The organism is Bifidobacterium ruminantium DSM 6489 (assembly GCF_000770925.1).
GTDB lineage: Bacteria > Actinomycetota > Actinomycetes > Actinomycetales > Bifidobacteriaceae > Bifidobacterium > Bifidobacterium ruminantium.
This window is the reverse complement of record NZ_JDTK01000010.1, coordinates 95,078-101,523: the sequence shown is the minus strand read 5'-3', so window position 1 is coordinate 101,523 and position 6,446 is coordinate 95,078. Positions and strand designations below refer to the sequence as shown.

At 57.2% G+C, this 6,446-nt stretch carries 7 protein-coding genes and 1 pseudogene; 5 read left to right on the top strand and 3 right to left on the bottom strand.

Features of this window, described 5'->3' with window-relative positions; genetic code table 11:
- Together OU26_RS05595 and OU26_RS05590 are read right to left on the bottom strand one after the other, a co-directional pair.
- Positions 1–351 (bottom strand): helix-turn-helix domain-containing protein (locus OU26_RS05595; RefSeq protein WP_033498964.1); only part of this gene is annotated, 351 nt, incomplete at its 3' end.
- 95 nt (positions 352–446) lie between these two features.
- Positions 447–998 carry a TetR/AcrR family transcriptional regulator gene (locus OU26_RS05590; RefSeq protein WP_026646712.1) on the bottom strand — a complete coding sequence of 184 codons (552 nt, stop codon included), beginning with the start codon at positions 996–998 and terminating at the stop codon, positions 447–449.
- A gap of 278 nt (positions 999–1,276) precedes the next feature.
- Between OU26_RS05590 and OU26_RS10750 the strand changes: the two are divergent.
- The 3 genes and pseudogenes from OU26_RS10750 to OU26_RS09675 all read left to right on the top strand — a co-directional run.
- A pseudogene (locus OU26_RS10750) lies at positions 1,277–1,444 on the top strand (hypothetical protein); the annotation flags it as partial.
- 7 nt (positions 1,445–1,451) lie between these two features.
- A complete protein-coding gene (locus OU26_RS10745; protein ID WP_033498952.1) occupies positions 1,452–1,643 on the top strand; it encodes a zinc-binding dehydrogenase in 192 nt (63 codons plus the stop codon).
- An 83-nt stretch (positions 1,644–1,726) separates the two neighbouring features.
- Positions 1,727–2,143, top strand: a complete 417-nt coding sequence (locus OU26_RS09675) for a hypothetical protein (protein WP_152571333.1) — start codon at positions 1,727–1,729, stop codon at positions 2,141–2,143.
- 59 nt (positions 2,144–2,202) lie between these two features.
- On the opposite strand, the gene OU26_RS05575 is transcribed toward OU26_RS09675, so the two are convergent.
- Positions 2,203–3,591, bottom strand: coding sequence for a DUF6880 family protein (locus tag OU26_RS05575; protein WP_152571332.1), 1,389 nt, complete (start codon positions 3,589–3,591; stop codon positions 2,203–2,205).
- A gap of 291 nt (positions 3,592–3,882) precedes the next feature.
- Here OU26_RS05575 and OU26_RS05570 point away from each other — a divergent pair, with 291 nt between their 5' ends.
- Entirely contained in the window at positions 3,883–5,559 is a 1,677-nt protein-coding gene (locus OU26_RS05570) for a substrate-binding and vWA domain-containing protein (RefSeq protein ID WP_033498961.1), read from the top strand.
- Positions 5,560–5,764: 205 nt separating this feature from the next.
- Complete coding sequence (locus tag OU26_RS05565; protein ID WP_026646714.1) at positions 5,765–6,244, top strand: PH domain-containing protein; 480 nt, start codon at positions 5,765–5,767, stop codon at positions 6,242–6,244.
- Positions 6,245–6,446 lie beyond the last annotated feature (202 nt).

Sequence of the window (6,446 nt, the reverse complement as noted above, 5' to 3'; positions counted from 1 at the left end):
CTTGGGACGCAGCGCCTCCGGGCCGCCCGCCCGGTATTCGCGGCACCAGCGCTCCAACGGCGCGATGCTCGCGATCCCGTGTCTGGCCATGACCTCCGTCTTGGTCATGCCGTTCTCGACGTGGTCGCGCGCCGCGGAGACCTTCGTCTCCCAGTCGTAGTGTCTGCTGCCGCCGCCTCCCATGACCGCCTCCTCGCCGCCGGACCTGTACGGCCTGATCCGGTTTCTCGCGGTATACACCGGTATGGCAAGCCGTCTGGCGAGCGTGTCCTTGCCGGCTCCGGCCTTGACGGGCTCCAGCGCCTCGCGCCGGAACCCGTCGTCGTAACGTCTCCTTCGATCCTCACGCATGCGAAAGAACCGCACCTCCGATCATCGAATCTGAATTTCTTCAGTCCAACAATCGGGGTGCGGTTCACTTTAGGCTCTCAGGGGCTTTTCTTGCATTATGCATGTAGTACGCCGATGGAGAAATAGTCGACGCATAAAGCGGCTATTTCTCGGGGAGGCTCCTTTGCGCCTTCTCTCAACCATTCGATGAGCACATTGGTGACTGCGCCTGATATGAAATACAGCTTGTAGCGTTCCAAGGAATCAGCGGATACGTTTCCAGCGAATTCTACGATATACCGGTTGAAGGTCTGTTGAATCATACTTCCAAAACCGTTGTCGTATAAGGCCAGAAGATCCGCTTTCCTGACCAGACAGATCGCCAGCGCCTTCTCGAATCCAGCTCTTGCGTTTTCCCGGTCGAAGATCTGCTCGTCGTCATCATAATCAACATCGCCCAGAAGCTGATCCCTCAGATCATCCATCGCAGCCTCTATGATCTGCTCCTTGCTATCGAAATTCCTGTAATAGGAAGCCCTTGCAACGTCTGCCTCACGTACGATATCCGTAACCGTGATTTCAGAGAAAGCTTTCTTCCGAAGCAACGCAAAAAGCCCCTCGGCTATCCGCTTCTTCACCCGTTGATTGTCCATGGACGCTTTTGACATGGGATGCTCCTCCTCTTTGTGATACAGACTGTATCTTATTGCACGTTTTATATATCTCCAAAAAGTGAAGAATAAGATGAAACAGCATGCATTGAATCAGCTTTGTTGGTGATTTCCACGTTTTTCGCTGATACAATCTGTTTCATCAAATCGAATTGTTTAATGGCAATAGAAGATGGGCACTGACGTATGCAAGCAATGGTCTATACGGCGACAGGCGGGCTTGAAACGGTACAGCGGCGTTCGATGGAAAACCATCCCCAAACAGCGACCAGGTTTTGGTGGCGGTGAAGGCATGCGCGCTGAACATCAGCGACTACCAGCGATTCCAGACGAAGAACGGGAAGATACCGGTATCGACGCGTATCACCAATGCGATGATGGGATACGTCGGAAAGCCCTTGGGGTCGGAAATCTCGGGAATCGTCGTGCAGGCGGGCGAGAACGTGACACATGTATGCGGGAGCCTTCACCAGGCAACCGGATTATCTGCAGTACGCGAAGGAACTCGTGGAAGCTGGAACACTGCGCGTCTACATCGACAGCGTATATTCCGCAAGCGAAACGGCGGAGGCGATACGCTACCTGCTTTCGAGCCATGCAAGCGGGAAAGTGGTGGTTGCCACGGATTTTCAAACATCTTGAACAATGCATGCCCGTATCGGCGATAATGGTTTATGAAAACCGTTTATGGCGGTGGAAGGCCAACGATGGATGGGGATGCGACGATGGAAATGCCGAACGGTGAAGCTGTCAATCATGGAACCGCCGAACACTCGAAAAAGGACCGGTACGGGCTGAACATGAGACGATGGGCGGCACGGCACGAAGCCGACATCGAAAGCAGACTTGCGCAGGGCTCGGATCCGAAATCGCTGCTTGACTGGCATGTGCGCAAACTGCAATGGCTGCAGCATGAGCGGCTGGTTCATCTGATCGTGCTGTTCATCACGATTGTGCTGTTTCTGGTCGCGTTGGCATTTGTGACGTTGGTGCCGTCCACCATGCCCGTGTCACTGGTAATCTACCTAATTCTGCTGGTGCTTCTGGCTTTCTATCTTCGGCATTATTTCTTTCTGGAGAACACCGTGCAGCATTGGTATCGGACAGCCGAGGAACTGCACGAGCGTGCCGAGAATTCCTGAACGGAGACCCATTCAATGCTGATTCGGCGTTGGCTCGGCATGAATGGATGTGTGTGGATTTACCGGTCGGATCTGGGGGAATCGTCGTCGGCGTCACCGGCTCCGGGATGCAGCCAGGCCTGCAATTTCATGTGATTGAGCTCGGTGCTCGGATCGTACGTATCATCCAAGCGTTCCTGATACATCGCAACCAAATCGTCATCGCGGCCAAGCGCCTCCAAAGCAGCCTCACGAATCGTCTCCCATTCGTACGGCACCACTTCCTCGGGAAACATCACCGTGGTCTGGTTCGGCGCATCGCGTTCCACCAAATCAACGAAATTCAGCAGATCCTGCCATCGTTCGGCGGCGATCAAGCGTGCCGCGTACGCGTCCGCAAGCGGTTCGGAAGTATGGTTGTCGCGCAGGAATCGGTCGGCCTCATCGCTGTCGCCGCTGATCCGCATCAGATCGTGTCGCAGAAACTGCACGGCATGGTCGAACTGGTTTTGCGCAGTCTGCGCAAGCTGCCGTTGCGAAAGCAGCGACGGGTCAAGCATCGCGAGATCGTTCAATTCCTCGGGGGAGAGCGCTGACGAATCGTCGGCAGCGGAACCATTGCCGTCATGTGCGGATGAATTCGTCGTATTCTCGCCTTTTGTGCCATCCGTGGCATTCGAATCCGTGATGGTATCCCGTGCCTGAGTGGACGTATTGCCTGCACCATTGTCGTCACTGTGACTGCCAGTGCCGGATTTCGCGGCGAAATCACGCATCGCGGCGATACCCTTGTTCAATGCGTCATACGCGAACATGCGGGTATCGTCCCATTGCGCGAAGGAAAGTCCACAGGACAGCAGCTCCACCATCTGCATGGCATTGAGCCGGAAATCCTCATTGCAGGCCACCTGCGTGATCATGCGCAACGCCTGCTCGCCGGTCATCGGATCGGCATTACAGGCGACGGCATCCATATAAATGCGCACGGTTTGAATGAGATCCTTGAGATAGTCGAAGCCCTCGTTGTCGCGATCGGCCACATTGCCGACGAATCGCGCGGTCATCTCCACAGCCTTGGCGAGATTGCCGACGGCGTCAAGCCACCGCGTGCTGGAGATCGCATTGCCGACCACCGCGTCCACGCCGGACAATGCCTGCGAATCCAATTGGAACGTCGGCATATCGATGCGTGGGATCTCCACGCCCGTATCGGTGCGTTCGGCGGTGGGCACCATGGATGCGACGGCGTCGAAATACCACTGCATAGGCATGTTGATGACCACGTCAGCGTCGGACAGGCTGGCGACCGGCACATCGTTGCGCTGGTCGGCGTCTTCTTGGCTTGCCTCGCGGATCATGTGATTCCACAGGAAGGTCGGACCGTCGAATTCGGCGGAACTCAGCCACCCGTTGTTGACGTAGTCGGTGAGATCGTCTACTTCCTGCCGGCGGTTGAAGCCGCTGCCCATACGTCCGCCTTTCCTTTTCGAAGCACTGCGCCGGCCGCCGACTGCGCGCATGCGCGGTGGCCGCAGCACACAGTATAGATGGCGTCGGCTACCTGTCCGTGCATCGGAACGGACGGCGTGGGCCACACGGAAAGTCCCGTGGTGGAATCGCGATGGCGGCGCTCGCCATGGTGTTCTACGATAGTGAAGGATATATATAGAAAAACTGTGTTCAGCGCATCCGGAAAAGCTTCCGGGTGCGCTGAACTGTTTTTTGGCGCAAAATGAACGGAAGGCCAACGGAAGATGAACATGCGCGGCATAGTCGCGGCGGTGGGAGCCGTCGCTTTGGCAATGGGTCTGTTCGCGGGGTGCGGTTCGGCGAATGATGGTTCCGGTGCGTCGGGCGGCGCCTCCACAGGCGATGGCAGAACCGAAACGTATACCGTGGATGGCGCGAAAGACACCATTCGCATCGCCTCCGGATCCGAGAACAAGGAAGTGGGCAGTGCCATCGAGCAGGCGGCCAAGCGGTCAAACGTGTCAGTGACCGTCGACTACATGGGATCGCTCGATATCATGGATGCGTTGCGCAACAAAGGCCACCATGCGGGCCGTGACTATGACGCGGTATGGCCGGCCAGCAGCATGTGGATCACATTGGGAGACACCGGGCACATCGTCAAGGACCAAGTCTCCACATCCACCACGCCGGTGGTGTTCGGCGTGAAGCGAAGCAAGGCGGAGCACCTCGGCTGGGCCGACAAGGACGGCTCCACGAAATCGGTGTCCATGAAAGACATCATCGACGCGGTGCGGAGCGGGAAACTGTCATTCGCGATGACGTCCGCCACGCAGTCGAATTCCGGCGCGTCGGCGTACATGGCCTTCCTCACGGCGTTGCGCGGGCGTGGCGTTGCGTTGACGAAAGACGACCTGAACGATACCGCGTTGCGGTCGCGCATGACGGCACTGCTGTCTGGCGTGAGCAGATCGTCCGGCTCGTCCGACTGGCTCAAGGATATGCTGGTCAATGATCCGGATTCATACGATGCCATGGTGAACTACGAATCGCTTGTCATTCAGGCAGACAAGGAGCTGACGGTGAAAGGCAAGGAGCCGCTGCTGGCGATCTATCCTTCCGATGGCATCGCGATCGCCGATTCGCCGCTTGGCTATGTGGACCGCGGACAGGGCAAAGAACGGGCTTTTACGCGGTTCAGCGCGGCGGTGACGTCGAAAGACGCCAAAAAACTGTTTGAGGAAGCGGGACGCAGAACCGGTTCGGATGGTTCGTTGGCATATGGGCAGGCCTCGAAAGTGAAGGATTCGTTCCGCAAGGCATGGGGCATCGTTACGGACACCTCGGTGCTGCGGACCATCGCCATGCCTTCGGCGGATGTCATCGAGCAGGCGCTTGACCTGTATCAGACCGTCCTGCGCAAGCCGTCCTACACCCTGTGGGTGGTGGATTATTCCGGTTCCATGTCCGGCAAGGGCAAAAGCGGTGCGGTGAAGGGTCTGCAGGCGGCGCTCGACACCGATCAGGCCAGGGCATCGCATATCGAGCCAGGTGATGACGATGTCAACGTGTTCATCCCATTCAACGAACAGGCCAAGGTGGAACAGACCGTGCGGGGTAAGCAGACCGCTCCACTGCTCGCCGCCGGCGAACGGCGAATCGCCGCAGGTGGCGCCGACGTCTACAATGCGTTGAATGTCGCGTTGAGCAACCTGCCCGGCAATCGCAATGATTACACGGTGGCGATCGTCTTGCTGACCGACGGCCGGTCGAAGACCGCCAATCGGGATGCGTTCACACGCCAATATGAAACTGAGGGCAAGGGCGTTCCGATCTTCTCCGTCATGTTCGGCGATGCGGATTCGCAACAGCTTGATGCTTTGGCCAAGCTGTCGAACGGCAAGGTGTTCGATGGTCGTACCGGCGATATGAGCGGCATCTTCCGTGAGGTGAAGGGGTATAACTGACGGCGGTTTGTCCGTGCAGCGTGCGGCGAGGAATGGTGCGATGCGCACCGGGTATGTGGCGGACGTAGCGTGGAACATCTTGTGAAACATGTTGTGAGGCATGCCGTTTGGAGGTGGGTGTCGGCGCTGCGGCTGGCGTGGCGGTAGGATGAAACCGGATGTCACAACAGTGTGGTCCTCCGGTTTTGATCGCAAAGGAAATCATATGAAGGTTGCAAGCGGCAATGTCCTATGGCATCAGCGCAAGCGCAATTGGTGCCGTACCCCGTTCACATTCACCGTATACACGCTCACCGATCAGGAGCTGAGCATCAAAACCGGCATGCTGAACGAGAATTTCAACTTGATCAAACTGTTCCGCATCGTCGACATCAGTGTCGAACGCACGCTGCTGCAGCGCATATTCGGCATGAGCACACTGGTGCTGGATACGCGAGACCAGTCGTCCGGCAATGGCACGGTGGCGCTGAAGAACGTGCTCAACGGATTCGAGGTGCGCAAAGTGCTGCAGGAGGCCGTGGACGCCTCCCGCAGGGAGAATGGCATGTCGGCTCGTGAGTTTTTGGGCGGGCCGGGCGGTTCTGCTGGCCTGGGAGGTCCGGGATTCGGTCCGGGTCCTGACGGTCCTGGCTTCGACGGCGGTTTCGATGGTCCCGACATGGGTGGTTACGCCGATGGTCGGTAAGTGATCCTTCTGTCGTTTCGATTGCTCTCAATTCGAATGGATTGCGTACATACAGCGTTATACGCAAGCCTTTTTTGAGTGGAGGGGTAATGATTTCGCTTATATGTGGCAGCTTTCTTCGGGATAGCCAATCTAGGGGGTGCGATTCTTGCCCCCTAGATTCGGATTTGCTCAAGAGACCTGCCACATATAACGCAAATCG